The organism is Chitinophaga sp. (assembly GCF_035538455.1).
Classification (GTDB): domain Bacteria; phylum Bacteroidota; class Bacteroidia; order Chitinophagales; family Chitinophagaceae; genus Chitinophaga.
On record NZ_DATLKJ010000048.1, the window covers coordinates 59,282 to 77,915 of the forward strand.

The following is an 18,634-nucleotide window of genomic DNA, read 5'->3' on the forward strand; positions in this document are numbered from 1 at the left end:
AAGCTTGGCAACGATTGACACAGCAATGCCATAACGGCCGACGGCCGAAAATGTGAATGTATTTGCTATGTTTAAAATTCCTTACAATAAGTCGAATAAATGTTAGTATAAAATAAGGGTGTCTTGTTGTCGTCGGTAATGAAGCCCTGTTAATTTTGCTATTTCATCTACTGCCTGAGATAAAGATTCCTTTCCAAAGCTGGCGGTGATAGATATTTTACCTGCCCCTGGCGTCTGTGTGGTATCAACTTTGACAGGATGATTATAATAAATTGCAAGTGTTTGGAGTACCTCTTTTAACGGAATACTTCTGAAACTTAATTCTTCTTGTTGCCATTGCAGGGGAGAGCCGAAAAATATGTTTTTTTCAAATGTATCTCCTGTGTAGATAGCTTCTTCACAGGCTGTTAAGATGCACTTTTTTTGTGGATGGTTTTTATCTGCAAACAACACCTTGCCGGTAGCGACAGCTACTCTTTCCTGCTGGCGCCCGGCATTTACCAGGAAAGCGGTGCCGAGTACCGTGATCAGTCCCTTTCCGGTTTCGATGCGGAATGGCTGCTGTGTGATTGTTTTTACGTCAAAATATGCCTCGCCTGAGAGATATATCTTCCGCTCATGAGCTTTGAATATTTTGGGAATCCGGATAGTAGCTCCTTTTCTAAGCCATACCGTGGTGCCTTCGGATAATGTTATTTGCTGATTGGCAGCAGCTGTGATGACGGTAAGGGATTCCTGCCGGTTGTTGTACCACCACCATCCACTGAAAATGAAGCCTCCTATAATAGCCGCGGCTACCATTATTTTCTGGAACGTGTTTATCCGGAACACGGATTTAGCTGTGTCGGTCTCCTGCTCTGTGGCCAGCATAATTCGCTGATCTACTTTTGACCATGCGCGGCTAATGTCAAACTCTTTTTCCTCCAGCCATTGGTCTGCCATGCGCCAGGTGGCAGTCAATTGCGCAATTGACTCTTTGTTAGCAGGATCCGGCGATGTCCAGTCGTCGATTATTTTATCATCCGCCTCGGAGGACAAGCCCTGAAGCTTTTTGAGCAGTATTTCTTTTATATAGTCAGGTAATTGTTCCATTTGTTATCTTCCCCTATTTACTAAAACACAATTGTTGGTAAAATTCCTACACGCAGAATAAAATAATTCAAAGAAAATTTATGGCGTAGCTTTAACGAAAATTCTTAGGAATTTTAGCGCCTTCCAAAGTTGGTTATTCACTGTTTTAATGGATATACCCAGGTTGTCAGCGACCTCCTGGTTGCTGAAATTACCGATACGACTTAATAGAAAGACCTCTTTGCATTTAGTGGGAAGCTGCTCAATCCCTTTTTCTAACAATTCTTTATAATTTATGAGTTCTCCTTCACCTGTTTCTGCCTCTGCCGGTAACGCTGCTTCTATGTCCATGTTCGTGAGGCTGTACACAGGGCGGCATTGTCCACGGTAGAGGTGGTTAAGGCAATTATTGCGAACAGCGGTATAAAGGTAAAATTTTATACCTGCAACCATCAGGAGGTCTTTGCGGGTTTCCCATATTTTCACGAAAATATCCTGTACAATATCTTCGCACACCTCCTTTTCCTTTATGAAACTGAAGGCATATTTACAAAGTGGCTTATAATACTGTTCGAAAACTTGCTGAAAGTGTCTGTAAAGTTTCTCTGTGCTCACTGATGAAGTTTATAAATATAATACTTAGTAATCATATATTTGCGGCCGGAGATGTATAGCAGATTTTATTCGGAAATTCCTCCTGTAATCTATAAACGCACGACGATTGATTACCCCCTATCGCTTTAAATGAAAAAGTACACGGTGCGATCGTAAAGAGGGGCAGATATTACAGCGCAAACCACAGGTCTTCTCAGGTTTACTTTTCAGGAACTCTCTTCCTTAGACATAACACCGGTCAATTACATTTGACCCATTGAATAGCCGATATATTGGGGAAAAATATTTTCTGGTCGGCAGGAAAGTGGAGACTGCGATTTTTGCCCTTTTGCTGTTACTATGGCACTTGGGGGAAGTTCCTTCTAAATGAAAAGACCGGCAGAGCCGGTCTCCAACATGGTAAGGGAAAATTATCCCTTTGGGCTCTTTTTACTATTTCCGTTCAAAAGTTTTCTTCTCAGTGCCGGCTCCGGTGATGGTGAGTTTTTTCCATCCTTCCGGCAGCACGGAGTATATCTGTCTGATGCCATTGTCAGTAATGTCCAATCCGGCAAATCCCATCAGAACACTTTGTAATATTCCTCCCGCGCCGGTGGCAAAGTAGGGATTGGTACCTCCTTTTGTTTCTGCGATCACGCGAAAGGGCGGTAAGAGGTTAGGTTCATAGGATTCTTTGAACCAATGCGCTGCTTTACGGGAATCTCCAAGACGACTGTAGAGTAGTGCAAACACGGCCTGCGTCATGGCGGGTGTGCCTTCGTCAGGTACTCTTGTTTCGTAGTAGGCAAGGTCTTTCTTTATCTGCGCAGTATCCGTTATTGTTTTCAGCGGGTATGCCAGCAGGTTCACATCACCTTGTTTGATAGGTTCGCCCTTGTAGGTGGCGTGTTCTCTTGTTACGCCGTTGTCGAGGCTTAATAACGGTATGTTGGCGGCTACATGTTGCCAGTCGGGATCTGCGTTTGTATTAAGCAGTCGGGCTGCTTCGGTGGCAAACACAAGATTGGCTTTAGCCGCGGCATTGGTAAAGGCATTGTTGTCTACATTCTCCGCCCACTCATCCGCAGCCACTACGTTGTTGATGTTATAATGTCCCGGGCCATCGCGCTCCACGCGGCTGCTCCAGAAATCAGCGGTATGCTTTAATATAGGCCAGCCTTTTTCCCGCAGCCATGCCGTATCTTTTGTTACCAGGAAATAATTCCATGCAGCTATGGCCACATCGGCAGTGATATGATGTTCGAAGGGACCGCTCAGCGCCCATACCGGCGTTTCTTCCGCGCCGCTGCCGGCGCTTTCCCACGGATACATAGCTCCCTTAAAGCCTTTGGCAAAAGCATTGCGCTTTGCCTGTTCCAATCGCTGATAACGGTATTCTATCATAGATTTGGCCAGTTCAGGGTGTAGTACCAGCAATGCCGGGTACATCCACAGGTCGGTATCCCAGAATACGTGGCCGTTGTATCCCAGGCCGCTGAGTCCCATAGGGGAGGGCGATAGCGCGCTGTTCTCACGTATAAACGAATACAGGTGATATAACATACTATGTACATCCTGCTGCGCCTGTGCTGCCCCCTCTATGCGAATATCACTCTTCCATAGCTCTTCCCACGCCTTGTTGTGTAGTTTCAGCAGGCGTTCACGGCCTTCGAGCCTGGCATACAGGGTTAAACGTTCGGCCTGGTTCAGCGGATCGTCATCGTGTGCGGATGTGATGGAAGAACCTGCAATAGAGAAGCGGTAAGTTTCCCCAGCATGCAGTGTTTTACTGAACTTCATCAGGTGCATGCTGTTGTCCCACATTTCGTGAACTACCCTGGGTTCCTTACCATGAGGCTCACTGAAAAGGAAAGTATTGCTGGCACAAAGCTGCAGTTTTCCTGTAGGGCTTTTTGCTGATGAGCTCAGGAGGCTGATAAGGACATGGGGCCGGTCTATTTCATTATAATAGTTTTGTACATCTTTCAGCGCATCGGGCGCTTCCAGTACACTGCCTGCTGTAATCGTAATGGATTTCCCGGCAGTGATGCTCACATCCATCAGCACGGTGAAAGGAAGATGGCGCAGCGCATAATAGGTGTAGGTAATGGTAGCTTTATCACCGTAATCGAACGACGTGGAAAAACTGCCATGCTGCATATCAAGCTCCTGTCGCATATGCCGGACAGCAGCGCCCTCAATATTCTGGTTGTCTATGCTCATACGCATGTTCAGTAGGTTAAAGCTGCGCAGAAAATTACTTACCCGTCCCCGTCCATACAGATCATAGGCTCCTGCCAGCACAACATCTTTTACTTTAAAAGGTTCGGGTGAAGATACAAGGCCAATCATGCCGTTAGCTACTGTGACGCCGTAGTAACTCGCCGGATTGATGTTGTCGGTACGTATCTTCCAGGGATGCTGGGCATTTGCAAGTAATGTAACTCCCATCAGTACAACAATCAGGCTGAGTTTTTGGATGCTGTTCATAATTAATAACCATATTTAGCGTACACAATATATACTTATGTTACCGGTTGAGGGATAAGTTATGCGAAAATATAAAATTAAAAATAGAAAGGAACCCTGCTTACACTTATCCGAAAATGATGCCTCGTACAATGGTTTGAATCGCAATCTCTATCGGCCATCGTTCAAATATCGCTGAAGGCATGTATACCCCATACAACAACCTCGATGGTTGCACCCGGTGCGCATGAATGGAGGAGTTGGTAGACGCCGGCGGTAATAGGGTGCCTATAAAAAAACATCCATGCCTTAATATTATTTTAAGAAATTTCATTACCTTAACATCGCACTTTAATACCAGTTACCTAAAAAGTAGCAACCAAATCTTTTGCCAGATCCTGGGTTAATAAATTTCCCCTTCTGAGAACAAGTAGCTCGTGAAGCCCAACAGAGAGACATATGATACTTATAGTGACAATGATTTGCTATTGCTGCTCCGCAATAGCGACGAGCAGGCTTTTGCTGCACTATATGACCGGTATTGGGACAAGGTTTTTTATATGGCCATGCAAAGATTGAAGATAGCCAGTTGTGCAGAAGATGCTGTACAAGATGTTTTTGCAGACATTTGGAAACGTCGAGGCGAACTGGAAGTGAAAAATAGTTTTCCCGCTTATCTCGCCGTTGCAGTGAAATACCGGATAATCAATATCCAGGCTAAAATGAACCATGCTACACGCTACGGGCAGGAAATTATCCGAAACATCGACGTCTCATGCTCAAGCCAGGAAGAATGGCTTGACTTTAAAGAATTGCAACAACGCCTGGAAACTCATATTGCCTCCCTGCCTGAGAAAGCAAGAATAGCTTTTCAACTTAATCATAAAGGAGGGTTACGCCATAAAGAAATAGCCCGCGTAATGCAAGTGTCTGAAAAGGCCGTTGAACGAAGTATTGCCCGCGCCATTCAATCATTGATGAACTCTTTCAGGCATTTTACCAGCTTCTTTTGATATTTCCCCGCTTTCTGAAATTTTAAGTTGATTTTTAATAACTTACAAATAAAGGAACACTTTCATTAAAATATTACCCCAAAAAAAAGCAAAAAACAAGGGGGGATTTTTATTCCCTGATTGACTTCCTATTAACAGGGGCTTCCGGAAAACTTCCCTTCAGCGAGATGAGTGCTTTCAATAATCAAGAACACGACCATAACAGGAGATACAGTGAATTAGCCAGGAAGTGGTTAAAGGGAACGCTTACTCCAGAGGAAGAGCGGGAGTATAATGACTGGTATGACAGCGTATCAGACGATAAAGAGATTAAGATGGAGCCGGATTTTGCCGCTTCCAGACAACAGCTGAAAAGGCGGATCTTTGTGAAGATTTCCCGGATTGCCGACTTGCATCGTCCTGCCTTATCCATTCAAAAAAGGAAGAAATTATACTTTGCCGCGGCTTCTGTGGTGTTGCTTTTTATAGCTATTTCTTTTTACCGGTATAGTAGCAGTAAGGATTCCATGCAGGATCCTGAAACCCTGACAGAGAGTCCATATTTCAAAAATGACATTGCCCCCGGTGTAAACAAAGCTATTCTTACATTATCAAACGAGAGAAAGATAACGCTTGATGATTCAACAAGCGGTATGCTGGCTGACGAAGGCGGTGCCCGGATCGTCAAATCCGGCAAAGATGGTGTTACCTATGAAGAAGGAAAGGGGGCCGTCACTGTTGTGAATAATACGGTAACCACGCCCCGTGGATCCCAATACCGGCTCACTTTACCCGATGGTACGAAGGTATGGCTGAATGCATCGTCGTCGATAACTTTCCCTACGTTGTTCCAGACGAGAGAAAGAGCCGTAAAAGTATCGGGGGAGGCATACTTTGAAGTAGCTAAAAATGCTGCACAACCTTTTATTGTATCCGTTGGTAACATGCAGGTAAGTGTGTTGGGTACGCATTTCAACGTCAATGCCTATGCTGATGAAAATACAATCCGGACCACGCTGCTGGAGGGAAGCGTCAAAATAATAGAAACGTTCACCCAACATGGAAGAATAATTGTTCCCGGTGAGCAGTCAAGGTTGGATAAAATGGGAAATATAAGCGTAGAAAAAGTAAATACTGAAGAAATCATTGCCTGGAAAGATGGATTTTTCCGCTTTCATAGAACCGATATTGCCACATTGATGCGCCAGATAAGCCGCTGGTATAATGTTGATGTGCAATATGAAGGTGCGCCGGCAAAGGATCTGTTTACCGGCACTGTGCCAAGGACATTACCCCTTTCAGAGCTCCTGATGGTATTGCAACATGCAAATATCCGTTTCAAAATAGAGGGGAATAAATTAACTGTTTTATCCCTATAATTTTTTTATCAAAATCAAACAGACAGATGTATACATGACTTCATGGACGCCTTATGCAAATAAAAATCCCAGTGTTGACAGCACCGGGACGTTAAAAGGCGTAAACAAGATTTAATCAGACCTTCTTATTATCAGCCTTAATCTATCAAAGATATGCAATTTCTTATCACGAAATTTGTATTATTATTTTATTTAATACAAATATTGGTAAAACGATCCACGTTCCTTTTATTCATGAAACTCACAGCTCTCCTGCTTGTCATTGCCTGCCTGCAATCCAGGGCCTCAACCGGTCAGGTCATCACTATTAAAGTGAAGAATGCAAAATTAAGCGAGGTATTCTCCAGAATACAGCAACAATCCGGCTACTTTTTTTTCTATAATGAAACACATATTCAGAATGCCAGGCCGGTTACGGCAGACATTAATAATCAATCGTTGAAAACAGCGCTGGATATATGTTTTGCAGGTCAGCCCCTCACCTACAAAATCGTTAACAAAATGATCGTGGTCGGGGAGGCCCCGGCATTGCCCTTTTCCCCTACTATTCACAACGTCACCCCTCCAGCCAGGATTTCGGGTAAGGTCACAGATTCAGTCGGGCGTCCGGTTATTGGGGCTACCGTTTTTATAAAAGGGACCAAAACAGGTACTGTGACCAAAGACGACGGAACTTTCTTCCTGGAATCACCGGAACCCGCCGGCATACTTATTATTTCCTCCATAGGGTTTAAACAGCGGGAAATAGCCTTTTCAGGCAGTAATTATTTACAGGTCATACTGGCTGTTTCAGAAAATAAATTAGAAGACCTGGTGGTAGTGGCATATGGAAAGCAACGGAAAACAACCCTCACGGGATCAGTAGCGCAGATCAGCGGCGTCGAAATAGCAAAAGCGCCTGTTGCCAATGTTATCAATGGTTTACAGGGGCGCCTGCCGGGTTTAACGTTTCGCCAGGGCGGCGGTCAGCCCGGAGACGATGTAGCGAAGTTTAATATAAGGGGATTTGGATCTCCTCTGACAATTGTTGACGGCGTTCCATCCGACATCGCCCAGATTGATCCTAATGAAATTGAAAGCTTTACCATTTTGAAAGACGGCGCTGCCGCTATGTATGGCTTCAAAGGCGCAAATGGCGCAATACTTATTACTACCAGGAGAGGGAAAACAGGGGAGCCAGTGGTTGCGCTAAATGCTTACACAGGCATCCAGGGTATCACAAGATACCCCAGGTTAATGAATGCGGGGGAATTCACTGAACTCATGGATGAAGCGAGCGTAAATGCAGGGAATGCGCCAATTTACGGAGCGAAAGAGGTGCAGAAATGGAAAATGGGAGTTGACTCCGGTTACAAGAGCACAGACTGGTATAACGAAGTATTTAGAAAATGGGCCACTATGAACAATGTTAATCTCAATATACAGGGTGGCACGGAGAAGGTAAAGTACTTTGTTTCAGGCGGGATGTTAGACCAGCAGGGGTTACTTCGCTCAGGAGATGTGAAGTTCAGGCGTTATAATTTTCGGAGTAATATCAGTATGCAGATTAATAAAAGATTGACTGCAGAATTAAACCTGGGGGGCAGAAAGGAAAACAGGTTTTCCCCTAACGCCCCTATACCTGGCACCGATGCCATTAACATCGTCAATGTTATTCAGCGGTCTTATCCTATAACGCCGGTATATGCCAACAACGATCCCAATTACTTTGCGGTTACAAATGTTCAGGTAAATCCTGCTGCCATGGCCCAGGCCGCCTATTCTGGCTATAACAATAGCGTCTGGGATGTTTTTACTGGTATTGGCACTTTAACATATAGTATCCCGTATATTGAAGGATTGAATGCCAGACTTTCCTTCAACTATGAATCGAATAATAACAGGTATTCGACCTGGAGCAAACAGTATTTCCTGTACAGCTATGATCCCACAACAAAAAAGTATACCCCCACTTACACCGGAAATGCGCCTTCCACCTTAAAGCAGGGTTATTCACAGGGAGGGACCACTTCCAATGTACAACTTTCGCTTAATTACGATCATACCTTCAACGGCGCCCATCACTTTACAGGTTTGTTGCTGCTGGAGAGAAGAAAAACCAATTCTACCGGCATACAGGGATCGAAGCAGTTTACCGTTGATGCTATACCCAATCTGGACCTGGGCAACGCTGCCAATCAAACCACAGGGACTTACCAGCTCGGTCAAAGCGCGTACCAGGGCTATGTAGGTCGTATCAACTACGACTATAAGGCTAAATACCTGTTAGAGTTGGGAGGAAGATATGATTACTCTTACAAATTCTTAAATGGTGCTTTCTTCCCGGAAATTTCTGCCGGTTGGGTGATCAATAAAGAACCATTTTTTAACTTCGCCTTCCTGAGTAATTTGAAATTGCGTGCTTCCTGGGCGAAGGTGGCAGATGACGGTTCATTCGACGAATTTAAATATCTGAGTGGGTACAACTATCCCAGCGGTAACTATATTTTCTCGGGCAGTACAGTTGTTAATGGTCTGCAAGTAGGTACTCTTGCCAATCCACGCCTTTCATGGCAAACAGCTAATATCTTTAATGCAGCGCTTGACTTTGGATTATTTGACAATACTATTACCGGTACCTTTGAAGTATTCTACAGAAATGTGACAGGTATTCCGGCCTATCCTGCCGCCTCCTTTCCCAGCATTGCCGCGATACCCGTAGCCCAGCAGAATCTGAACAGCACCAATAACAGGGGATTTGAACTGGAGCTGGGATATTATAAACGGATAGGTGACTTTGTATTAAATGTAAGTCCCAATATATCATGGACCCGGGGCAGGAATGCATATATAGAACAACCTCCTTACGGGAGCGCAAGTGAGAACTATCTGAATAATACCGCTTACAGATGGCAAAATAGGTTAACTGGTTACCATGCCATCGGCCAGTTTCAGTCACAGGAAGAAATAAATCGTTCTCCTGTACAGGACAGCCGTGGTAATGCAACCTTACATCCCGGTGATATTAAATACGAAGATATAAATGGAGATGGTGTAATTGATAGCCGGGATCAAACAGTAATAGGCAGGGGCGACTACCCCGAACTTCAATATGGACTTGCCTTGAATGCAAGTTATAAGGGTATTGACGTCTCCCTGCTGTTTGCAGGCGCAGGCAATTTTAATGTGAATTACAGCGGCGTGCTGCAAAATCCCTTTTGGAATAACGCTAATTCCTATGCCTATTTTACTGATCGTTGGCATCGTGAAGATATATATAATCCGAACAGTCCCTGGGTACCTGGAAAATTCCCGGCTACCATCATAAGCGGCAATCCAAATAACAGGTTAACCTCCAGCTTCTGGCTGCAAAAAGGCACCTATCTGCGCCTGAAAACCGTACAGATTGGCTATGCCATTCCAAAGAAAATATTGGCAAAATCAGGTATAAAAAGTTTACGGTTCTTTGCTTCAGGTCAGAATGTATTTACTATCACCGGAGTAAAATATCTTGACCCCGAAGTTGGTGATGCTGAAGCGGCGTATTACCCTCAGCAGAGAACATTTGTATTTGGAATAAATGCAAAATTTTAGGTTTAAAATCCTTCATTTTATATTCAGTAAAGTCATGAAACGTACATATATATTATGCCTGATTTGGATGACCATACTTTTGGCCTGTAACAAAGACTTTGTGAGGCTTCAGCCTCAGGACCTGATAGCGGACAACCAGGCTTATGCTTCTTCTGCTGCTGTGCAGGCCCTTGTTGCGGCGCTCTATAACGATCTCTCCGGCGCCGGATACGAAGATTTTACCTACGGGCAGGGAAGCAACTATATGAGTGTTTGGACAGACGAAGCCGTTCAGTCTTATGCCTGGTCGGATCCGTCAATCATTGGCGTGATACCTAATGGACAATTTGGGAATTGGTGGCCGTATGATCTTATACGCCGGCAAAACGACTTTATTGCCAAAATCGTTAATGCCACAAATCTGGGAGCCGCTGACCGCAATCAATATTTGCAGGAAGTACGGTTCCTCCGCGCGCTCACGTATTTCGGATTGGTTAAACGCTATGGAGGCGTACCATTGGTTACCAAAGTACTGACCACCGCTGACAATCTGAAAATACCAAGAAGTACAGCGCAACAGATTTATGATTTTGTTGCCAGTGAGTTAGATGATATTATTGGCAGTAATGGATTACAGGCTGGCGGACCACTCAGAGTCACTAACGCTGCCGCCCTTGCGTTGAAATGCAGAGCAATGTTATATGCCGCCTCAGAAGCCAAATATGGGCATGTGCAGCTGAATGGTCTGGTAGGTATCCCCTCATCTATGGCAAACACATATTGGCAAAAAGCGTATGAAGCAGCCAGGGCTATTATTACATCTGACAAATTTAAGTTATTTCAGGGCAGCAGCGATCCGGCCAAAAATTTTCAATTATTGTTCAATGGCCGGGATGCTGCCACCAATCCGGAAGCCATTCTGGCTGAAGCCTATTCATTACCAAACAGAGGACATAGTTTCGACTACTATAATTCCCCTCAAAGCTTTAGGGTTGACTATGGCAACTCTGTGAATCCTGTGATTGAGCTGGTTGAAGAGTTCGAATATACAGATGGCACACCGGGTAAACTAAAAATAGTAGACGACAGAGGCAACCCGATCAGGTATAACAATCCGGCCGATCTGTTTAAAGGAAAGGATCCGCGTTTTTTCGCATCCATTCAGTATCCTGGTGCTGAGTGGCATGCCAATAAAGACCCTCAGGGTGGATATATTGAGTTAAGAAGAGGAATTGTGAACGGAACTGACACACTCATTAACGAGGATCTGACCAAAACTTATGGTACTGCTCCATATACAATTGCATTCACAGGGAAAGACGGACCTACTACAACAGCAGATCCAACAAAATCTGGTTTCTATCAGAAGAAATACCTGATAGAAGATGCGAACTTTACGCCAAATGATGGACAGTCACACCAGCCGTGGCTCGTATTCAGGTATGGTGAAGTGTTGCTGAATTTTGCGGAAGCGGCTGTGGAGCTGGGAAAACCAGGTGATGCTTTATCCGCTATTAACCAGATAAGAGCCAGGGCCGGAATAAAGTTACTATCAATGGTTGGCCTCAGTCAGGTGAGACATGAACGGCGGGTGGAGCTGGCTTTTGAGAACCATCGTTACTGGGATTTACGGAGATGGCATATTGCAGACCAGGTGTTAAATGCCACCACATTCCACGCACTCTTTCCCTGGTTAAACTGGAAAGCAAATACCAATCCGGCACAAATGCAATACACGTTCACCATTGCTCCCATACCTGTTAAACCCGGTCGTACTTTTCCACCACGGCTGTACTATGAGCAAATTGACGTCAGTGGAGCAAATAGCTACCTGGCGCAAAATCCAGGTTATTGAGTGTCTTAAAATTTAAAAATATGAACCAAAATAAAATCCTTTTTTACCTGATATTCCTTGCCGCATGTATACAGAGCGGTTGTAGTAATAAGCTGGATAACTATGAGCCTCCCCGGGCATCCCTGTCTGGCGCAATAATAGACAGCAGAACGAACGACACCGTTCCTATGGCGAGCAGTATAGGACAGGGAGGCATACTTAATTTGTTTCAGATGAACTACAGTTCAACAGCATCTGGTGCTATTGGAAGCAACTTTCTTACCAACGGAACATATAAAAATGCAAGTATTTTCTCCGGAACTTATAAGGTGGCGCCATCAGGACCATTCTATGCAGATACTATTATTGCGACTGTGAATGGAGATACGAAACTGGATCTCAAAGTACGCCCCTGGATTTATGTGACGTTGAAGACGGGTAATATAACCGACACCTCCGCAACTTTTACTTATAGTATCAAGAGCAATGACGCCGCTCAACAAATTGCTCAGGGGGGAGCATTTTTAAATACCGCTTCAGTTGTGGATGTTCAGGAATTCCGGGGGGTGAATAAGGGAGACACCCGGTACCGGAAAATACAGCCTGTAAATGGAGATACGACTATTACTGTAGTATTCACAGGGTTAGCTCCCAATACCACTTATTACATAAGGGCAGGCAGCAGCACTGCCACAAGCAGTATCAATCCGCAGAATTACTATAACTATTCTAAAATATATGCAATAAAAACGGCCGGCAAATAAACGAGCATTCATTTTGCCACAGTCTTAGCAATATTCAATAAACAAAAAAAAATATTTGATGAAACAATTATTTGCCTTTGGGGTATATGGGTGCATGCTACTGATTATCAGTATTCCTCTTCACGCGATCAACATTATACCTCAGCCAGCTGAAGTAAAAACCGGCACCGGCGTGTTCCAACTGACCAGCGCCACAGTCATAAACGCCGGCAACAATATTGTGGAAGCGCGTCAATTGCAACAGGCAATACAGGAAGCATCTGGCCTGAACATCCAATTGAAAACATCTTCGAAAAACAACTCTATTCGGCTGATTGTCGATGAAAAATTGAAAAAAGAACTCGGAGAGGAGGGCTACCTGTTGAAAGTAAATCCGGATAATATCTCTATCACTGCCCCTGCTTCAACTGGCATTTTTTACGGCATTCAATCCTTGCGCCAACTCATTCATGGTAATGGTAACACATATACGTTAAATGCGGTCAGTATCAAAGATAAGCCTCGCTTTTCGTGGAGAGCCTTCATGCTCGACGAAGGCAGATACTTCAAAGGCAGCACAGTCGTGAAGCGTCTGCTGGATGAAATGGCCTTGCTCAAGATGAACACTTTTCACTGGCACCTTACCGACGACCAGGGCTGGCGCATTGAGATACTCAAATATCCGCAGCTCACTGCCATCGGCAGCCACCGCGACTCTACGCAAATTGGCGGGGATGCTGACGGCAATACCTATGACAGTAAGCCTCATGGGGGCTTCTATACGCAGGCAGCCATCAAAGAAATCATCAATTACGCTGCTGAAAGACATATCACTGTTATCCCGGAAATAGAAATGCCAGGGCATAGCGCTGCAGCCATTGCTTCCTATCCCTGGCTCGGAACATCGCAAAAAAAAATCCGGGTACCATGCAAATTTGGCATACAATACGATGTATACAACGTAGCAGATCCAAAGGTAATTGCCTTTTTGCATGATGTTTTAGAGGAAGTGATCAACCTATTTCCTTCTAAAGTAATACACATAGGTGGGGATGAAGTGAAGTTTGACCAGTGGAAGGCAGATGCCGGCGTACAGGCTTACATGAAAGAACATCACATTGTGTCTCCTGGAGACCTCCAGATTGCGTTCACCAACGGGATATCCAACTTCCTGGCTGGCAAATACCGCAGGATGGCCGGATGGAATGAAATCATGAACAGCATGCTGGAGGATGTTGATGCCGGCAAGGTTTCCAACAGAGAAAAATTAGCGCCCGGCACTATTATACAGTTCTGGACAGGCGACCTTAAAATCATTGACCAGGCTGTTTCAAGAGGTTACGATGTGGTGAACTCCTTCAGTGAGTTTACCTACCTTGATTATTCCTACAAAGACATTTCCCTGGAAAAAGCCTATGGCTTTGATCCTATCCCCAAAGGGCTGGATCCAAAATATCATGCAAAAATACTCGGCACTGGCTGCCAGATGTGGGGCGAATGGATACCCGATGAAGCCAGTATGAATAAGCAGGTGTACCCAAGACTGGCCGCTTATGCGGAAGATGGCTGGACATTGGTTGCCAACAAAAATTTTGGCAATTTTTGCAAAGCACTGGAATATTTTTCTGCCAGATGGAACGTAAAATGGGACGTGAACTAATATGGCGATATCTGATCAGTCTCGTTCAGCTTCCGGGAAACAACGGCCCCAAAAATCAGATATTTCTTTTTTTAGCAACTTATTCAAATCACTAATGACGAAAGAATCCACTCAAATGAAAGGTACGCGCTTGTCCCATACTGTTGCGCCTGCAGAACGTATAGTTTCAATAGATGCGCTACGGGGTTTTGATATGTTTTGGATTGCGGGCGGCGGCCCTATGGTATATGAATTTTTCAAGCTTTTCGCCAACCCGCTTCCATCCTGGTTGGAAGAACAATTCGATCATGTTCCGTGGGAGGGTTTTGTTGCCTGGGACCTGATCATGCCGCTCTTTTTGTTTATCGTGGGGGCCGCCATGCCGTTTTCGATAGGGAAACGGCTGGCGCAGGGGGATGGTCGCCGCCGCATTTACCTGAAAGTCATTTATCGCGTGCTGCTATTGTGGGCGCTTGGCATGGTTGCCCAAGGCAATCTGCTTCATTTCCGCATGGACGACCTGCTGCTTTACAGCAACACCCTTCAGGCAATTGCGGCGGGCTACCTGATTTCCGCAATTGCATTGGTAGAGCTGCCGGTAAAAGGACAGGCTGTGCTGGCAGGCATTTTACTACTGATTTTTTGGGGGCTGATGCGTTTTGTACTGGTGCCGGGCCATGGAATTGGGGTGCTTTCGCCCGAGGGAAATCTGGCAATGTGGGTTGATCAGTCTCTGTTAGGCCGTTTTCGGGACGGTAATGATTACACCTGGATACTCAGCAGCATAGGATTCGGCGCTACGACGCTGATAGGCGTTCTGGCGGGCCATTTGCTACGCGCTCCGGGGCCTAAATTGCCCAAAGTGTTCTGGTTAATTATATCAGGTTTGGCCTGCCTGTTGGCAGGCTGGCTTTGGAGTTTTGAATTTCCAATCATCAAGCATATCTGGACCAGCTCGATGGTTTTGTGGGCGGGAGGCTGGAGCCTCTTGTTACTTGCATTATTTTATTGGGTGATAGACATTTTAGGCTTCCGGCGGTGGGCATTTGTCTTCATCATTATCGGCACAAATGCTATTGTAGCCTACATAGCGCCGGGTATCATCCCCTTTGGCGACATCAGTAATACCTTGTTCGCAGGTCTGGCAAAACATCTCGGGCAATTTGGTGGTTTTCTGCTGACCGCTGGCACTTTTGGCGTTCTCTGGCTCTTACTTTATTATATGTATCGCAATAAAACCTTCGTGCGGATATAACGTACTGCCCATGAAACCCTGGTCAGATAAGACGAATCGGTGCATGATTTTTCACCAAAAAAATGAATCTCTATGAGAATTTATGCATTGTTACTAGAGGTTATTTCATAAATACTATATAATTCTTCTCATCAGGATTAAAGCAAAAGCAAGATGAATAAGTGCTTGATAGCGTTCTATTTCTCTGTCATATCGTGCGATTACACGTTTGAAGGCATTGAGCCATGTAAAAAAAACGTTCTATCTTCCATCTGCGCTTGTATCTTCTAAGCTGACGACCATCCTGAGCTGCCATCTTAAAAAAAACGGGCGGGATTGTTGTAAACTGATTCTTTTTTACTTCAAAACGCTTTCATTTTTCAGATTTTTTCCGAAGAATAAAAAAAATCAGCTGTCGCATAGGAAGAATGTAGTCGATCGGTGTTTTATTAGTTTGGCAGATTCCTTTTATGACCAGGACCATATTTTTTAACGATCATACCTATTATGACCTGGACCATATTTTTAACGATCATACCTATGCTAAAAAGACATAAGCTATCGCTTTTGATGGTGCTTTTATTGCCTTTTATTACTTATGCTCAGGAAGGGATGCCTGTATTTGTCCGTCCTTGTGGTACAGAGATACTACAAAAGGAATGGCGAAAGAATTCTATTTTCCGGGGAAGGGAGCAAGCTGCCAACAAAGCTATCCTGCAAAGGCATTACATGGCCGCCCCTGGTCAACTGGCGCCTCCTCTGACTTTAGTTACATTACCTGTAGTTATACATATTGTGAATGAAGACCCAGACGCTTATTCTGATGCTGATGTCGCGGAATCAATAAAGATACTTAATGACGCATTCAGCGGGAAATTCTCTTATCCCGTAAGGACAAGCCGCGTATTCGATAAAAACAAACACTACCTTATCCCCCCTGCGGCGCTGGCCGCGGGGGATAACAACCTTTTATTATCTCACCTTAAACACATACATATATGTACCGTAAACTATTGTTGATTATACTTTTGAGTATTGGAGGGATGGGGTGTAACAAAGAAATGGTAAAGGAAACAGTGGCCCCGGATCCGAAAAATACTGCTAAACGCTCGCTCACAGAACGCTCGCTCACAGCAGGTGTGATAGGCTCCAGTGCTACCTATGATTCTATTCTCTGGAAAGTGGATACCGTAAAAAACGAAAATGCGTACAAGTTTGATCAGATGGCGGGCATCGACAGATACCAGGGGCAGCTCTATATACTCGGCGGAAACTGTGCTAGTTGGGATGGCGAGTATAATTTATGGGAGCTATGGAAAGGCGCTAATGTCAACAATGCCGTGAAGCAGTTGCAGCAGCCAAAACCTGCAGCTAACTTTCCTTACTATACTACGGAAGGAAACGACGACTGGTGTAACTATTGGCTGATGGGACTTTGGATAGATCCGTCTGATGGTAAATTCTACTCCATTGCCTACAGTGAATACAACTACATGAAAAAATGGGAAACCGAAGCAAAGGAACGGCGCATGGGGCTTGCTACGTCGGTTGACAATGGACAAACATGGACCTATCAGGGCGATATCATCACGCAGGACAAATCCATCCCACCGCCGCCGGGGCAAAAATATTACGGTGCGGGTGATCTTGATCTTTTCATTCCGGGCGATGGGTATGCGTATGTCTATTATAAAAAAGGCTTCTATTCAGATAATTCGGGGCACAGAACGGAGCAGGATATTTGTGTGGCCAGGTGCCGGCTCAGTGATAAACTTGCACCGGGGTATTGGAAGAAATTCTACAACGGTAGCTGGGTGGAAGCCGGCATTGGTGGCCATGAAACCATCATTATACCGGACGTGAATATTGCCAATGTATGTTACAATAAATTCCTCAAAAAATATGTTTGCATTGGCAATGATACCGATGGTAAAACATTTATTTCTTTTGCCAATAGTATGCCAACACAGGATTGGAGCCCCAGGGATTTCGGTTTTCCGCAAATCTCCTGGTGGTACAACTGGTTTGTGAATGTAACCAACAATAACCAGCATGTCATGGGGCAGTCGTTCAAGCTCTATACAGCCGGGTTAAATCTGGTTACCAAGGCCCGGCACGGGTATGATTACCATATCGTGTTCGATATGAAAGAATATGACCGGACTGGTTGGGAAGTGATCGACTTTTCCTCTCAGGAGCCCTGGCCTTCAGCGCCGGAGGAAGGAGGTGCTGCTTATGTACTGGACAATAATCCATATACGTTTTGGTCTACCGCCGGGGTAAACGGGGAAGCGCCTTTTCCGCATCATATTACCATCGATACGAAATCGGCAAAATCGTTGCATGGTATTACATTTAAGAATCGCAAATTTGATATCGACTATTCCAGCGGCCAGCCCAAAGATATGCAGGTATTGGTGAGCGAGGATAACGTTAACTGGCAAACGGCGGCTACTTATACTAACATCGAAATACCGGAAGGCCCTGTGGATGAAAGCAAAACAAGGCTTTCATTTCCTGCAGCAGTGAATGCACGTTACCTGAAACTGGTGGTCACCGCTATTCACGGCACTAACAAGGTGTTGTACTTTTCTGAGATCGGTGCATTCTGATGATTTATCTTTAATAATTAACAAGATGAGAGTTACATTGATATCTTTTTTACTACTGGTCCTTAACAGCTCGTGTTTTGGCCAGCAGGATACTGTTGAGATAAACGTAACAGATTATGGCATCCATCCTGACAGCCGGGTCAATGTAGAACCGGAGATCAGGAAGCTGTTGAAAGAAAACAGGAACGCGCGCTACCTGAAACTGGTTTTTCCCCGTGGCAGGTACGACTTTTGTCCGAATAAAGATAGGGAGGATTTGTCCGACGCCCCCGTTGGGATTGAGATCCGCGACAGGTCGGGTGTATGCATCGACGGTCAGGGATCGGAGTTTGTATTTCATGGAAAGATGATGGCGTTCAACGTACAGAATGCGGAGGATATAACGCTCCGGAATTTCAGCATCGACTGGGACCGGCCTTTAATTTCGCAGGCGGAGATTGTGGGATACAGCGACACCTTTCTGGATCTGAAGATAGACAAAAACGAATATCCGTACGAGATAAAGAACGATACAC

12 protein-coding genes and 1 pseudogene are annotated in these 18,634 nt (G+C 44.8%); 10 read left to right on the forward strand and 3 right to left on the reverse strand.

The features are described from left to right. Nucleotides 1-102: 102 nt before the first annotated feature. The 3 genes from VM802_RS06220 to VM802_RS06230 form a co-directional block, all read right to left on the reverse strand. Nucleotides 103-1,092, reverse strand: a complete 990-nt coding sequence (locus VM802_RS06220) for a FecR family protein (RefSeq protein ID WP_168737416.1) — start codon at nt 1,090-1,092, stop codon at nt 103-105. A 78-nt stretch (nt 1,093-1,170) separates the two neighbouring features. Further along, nucleotides 1,171-1,686, reverse strand: a complete 516-nt coding sequence (locus VM802_RS06225; protein ID WP_168737415.1) for an RNA polymerase sigma-70 factor — start codon at nt 1,684-1,686, stop codon at nt 1,171-1,173. Nucleotides 1,687-2,118: 432 nt separating this feature from the next. Beyond that, complete coding sequence (locus VM802_RS06230) at nt 2,119-4,155, reverse strand: kojibiose hydrolase (protein ID WP_168737414.1); 2,037 nt, start codon at nt 4,153-4,155, stop codon at nt 2,119-2,121. A gap of 416 nt (nt 4,156-4,571) precedes the next feature. On the opposite strand from VM802_RS06230, the gene VM802_RS06235 reads away from it, so the two are divergent. The 10 genes and pseudogenes from VM802_RS06235 to VM802_RS06280 form a co-directional block, all read left to right on the forward strand. After that, a complete protein-coding gene (locus tag VM802_RS06235; RefSeq protein WP_168737413.1) occupies nt 4,572-5,147 on the forward strand; it encodes an RNA polymerase sigma factor in 576 nt (191 codons plus the stop codon). Nucleotides 5,148-5,314: 167 nt separating this feature from the next. Next, a complete protein-coding gene (locus VM802_RS06240; RefSeq protein ID WP_325528961.1) occupies nt 5,315-6,505 on the forward strand; it encodes a FecR family protein in 1,191 nt (396 codons plus the stop codon). Between the two features lie 234 nt (nt 6,506-6,739). Next, a complete protein-coding gene (locus tag VM802_RS06245; protein WP_168737411.1) occupies nt 6,740-10,078 on the forward strand; it encodes a TonB-dependent receptor in 3,339 nt (1,112 codons plus the stop codon). 100 nt (nt 10,079-10,178) lie between these two features. Continuing rightward, complete coding sequence (locus tag VM802_RS06250; protein ID WP_325528962.1) at nt 10,179-11,912, forward strand: RagB/SusD family nutrient uptake outer membrane protein; 1,734 nt, start codon at nt 10,179-10,181, stop codon at nt 11,910-11,912. A gap of 20 nt (nt 11,913-11,932) precedes the next feature. Further along, on the forward strand, nt 11,933-12,655 hold the full coding sequence (locus tag VM802_RS06255) for a DUF3823 domain-containing protein (RefSeq protein WP_168737409.1): 723 nt from the start codon (nt 11,933-11,935) through the stop codon (nt 12,653-12,655). Nucleotides 12,656-12,713: 58 nt separating this feature from the next. Continuing rightward, entirely contained in the window at nt 12,714-14,294 is a 1,581-nt protein-coding gene (locus tag VM802_RS06260; RefSeq protein ID WP_168737408.1) for a beta-N-acetylhexosaminidase, read from the forward strand. Nucleotides 14,295-14,388: 94 nt separating this feature from the next. Then, nucleotides 14,389-15,528 carry an acyltransferase family protein gene (locus VM802_RS06265; RefSeq protein WP_168737407.1) on the forward strand — a complete coding sequence of 380 codons (1,140 nt, stop codon included), beginning with the start codon at nt 14,389-14,391 and terminating at the stop codon, nt 15,526-15,528. Nucleotides 15,529-16,047: 519 nt separating this feature from the next. Beyond that, nucleotides 16,048-16,527, forward strand: a complete 480-nt coding sequence (locus VM802_RS06270) for a hypothetical protein (RefSeq protein WP_188104238.1) — start codon at nt 16,048-16,050, stop codon at nt 16,525-16,527. Further along, nucleotides 16,506-18,119 carry a discoidin domain-containing protein gene (locus VM802_RS06275; protein ID WP_325528963.1) on the forward strand — a complete coding sequence of 538 codons (1,614 nt, stop codon included), beginning with the start codon at nt 16,506-16,508 and terminating at the stop codon, nt 18,117-18,119. Before VM802_RS06270 ends, VM802_RS06275 begins: the two co-directional genes overlap by 22 nt. Nucleotides 18,120-18,144: 25 nt before the next feature. Next, nucleotides 18,145-18,634, forward strand: a pseudogene (locus VM802_RS06280) (alpha-1,3-galactosidase B); the annotation flags it as partial.